General features: G+C 42.5%; 3 protein-coding genes. All 3 read right to left on the minus strand.

Features of this window, described 5'->3' with window-relative positions:
- On the minus strand, positions 1 to 373 hold a 373-nt coding region (locus RT143_RS10485), incomplete at its 3' end, for a hypothetical protein (RefSeq protein WP_313092934.1).
- A gap of 27 nt (positions 374 to 400) precedes the next feature.
- Positions 401 to 589, minus strand: coding sequence for a hypothetical protein (locus RT143_RS10490; protein ID WP_313092935.1), 189 nt, complete (start codon positions 587 to 589; stop codon positions 401 to 403).
- Between the two features lies 1 nt (position 590).
- The coding region (locus RT143_RS10495) for a phage tail tip fiber protein (RefSeq protein WP_313092936.1) at positions 591 to 1,504 on the minus strand (914 nt) is incomplete at its 5' end.

Genomic DNA, 1,504 nt, shown 5'->3' on the forward strand with positions numbered 1-1,504 from the left:
GCAAAATCGCACTTGATAAAAATGACGATATCGCCGCATATGTACTCAAAATCACTTCTGGTGGGTCGCTACCGTCGGTCATTGCGATTGATAGACTCATACCGCCTAAAATACCCAGAAATGGCTTAGCAACATATAAGTAACGAAATCGAGCATCAATGTTATCGACTTTGACGAAAATTGAGCCAATGCCACCGAGTGCACTAAAAATCCAAACAGGCAGCCAAGATGTTAAAAATGGGGCGGTAATGCCCCACTGATTAACAATCGGCTTGGGCGCTACATCGCCAACTTGTGCAACCGCAATTGTTGATATCATCAGCATGAGCGCAAATGCCCAAAGTGCTGACGTTTTGACTCGTTTTTTTGGCATATCGCCCCCTTAAATAAAAAACCTAGCTTAATTGCTAGGTTTGTTGTTCCACTGATTGTCATACCAATACCACGGCTTGTCGTAATTAGGCGGCTGGGTTAATGTAAAGTCCAATCTTTCTATTTCTACTGCAAGCATAAGACTGTCTATATTACCTACTCTTTGGTTTTTTAAAGAGCCATCTGTATTTAATACAAAAATTGTAATAATATCCATACTACCTCTTTAATGCTGTTGCTTTTAAAAAATAACCAGCAGAACCAATCTTAGCACCGTTACTTGTGACCTTAATCTGAATCTTTGTGCTGCCTGTGGCGGCAGAACTCACCAAGAATGGGAAAAACATACTTGGGTAATAGCCAAATGTGCCTGCCATAGTCCATGTGTTTTTTGACACATCATTCACAAAACACTCAACGGTAAAGCTACCAGAGCCTTCGGGGTTACAACTAATAAGACTAAATTCAACACTTACCGCAGTACCGCCAGTGATAAGATAAACAGCATCCGTAAAAGCACTTGTTTTTGCATCAAAAAATGTTGTTTGGTTGATTGCTGATGTGACTGACACCGATTGCCCTGCAAGTTGAAGTGTATCAACCTGTGCAGTTCCGATATTGACGCTCTTAATCTCACCTTGACCAATTTTTGCACTTGTAATAGTTGCGTCCGCTATTTTCGCAACATCAATCGAGCCGTCATGGATAAATGCCGATTTAATGTAAGTACCACTTGCTACGCTCACCCCATTAATCACCTGTGGCGAATTGAGTATCATAAATGGGCTAACGCCTTTGCCTCCGTTGGGCGACGATACATAAAAGTCATCAGCATTGACAATAAAACTAGATAACGCGCCTGTATTAGCAAGACCGACGCCTGCGATATGCCCATTGACATCAACTTTTATGCTCCACTGTGCATACAGACCATCAATCGATTTTTGCTGTTGCTGTATCGATGCCGTATTACCAGCAACTGACGTTTGCAATGTGCTAATTTGCGTAGCCGTCGCACTATCTTTAGTGGCTTGAGTTTGTTTAAACTCAGTGATAGTAGCATCGGTTGTGGCAAACTTGGCATCGATGTCTTCAGGTGCGGGTGTCCAGTCCGTTGCGATGTTGCCACGCT

The sequence above is a fragment of the Moraxella sp. CTOTU48268 genome, assembly GCF_032069585.1.
Taxonomy (GTDB): Bacteria; Pseudomonadota; Gammaproteobacteria; order Pseudomonadales; family Moraxellaceae; genus Faucicola; species Faucicola cinerea.

Bases quoted from the DNA above. Each gene is read 5' to 3' on its own strand.
- RT143_RS10490 (WP_313092935.1), bottom strand. From the start codon at position 589: ATGGATATTATTACAATTTTTGTATTAAATACAGATGGCTCTTTAAAA.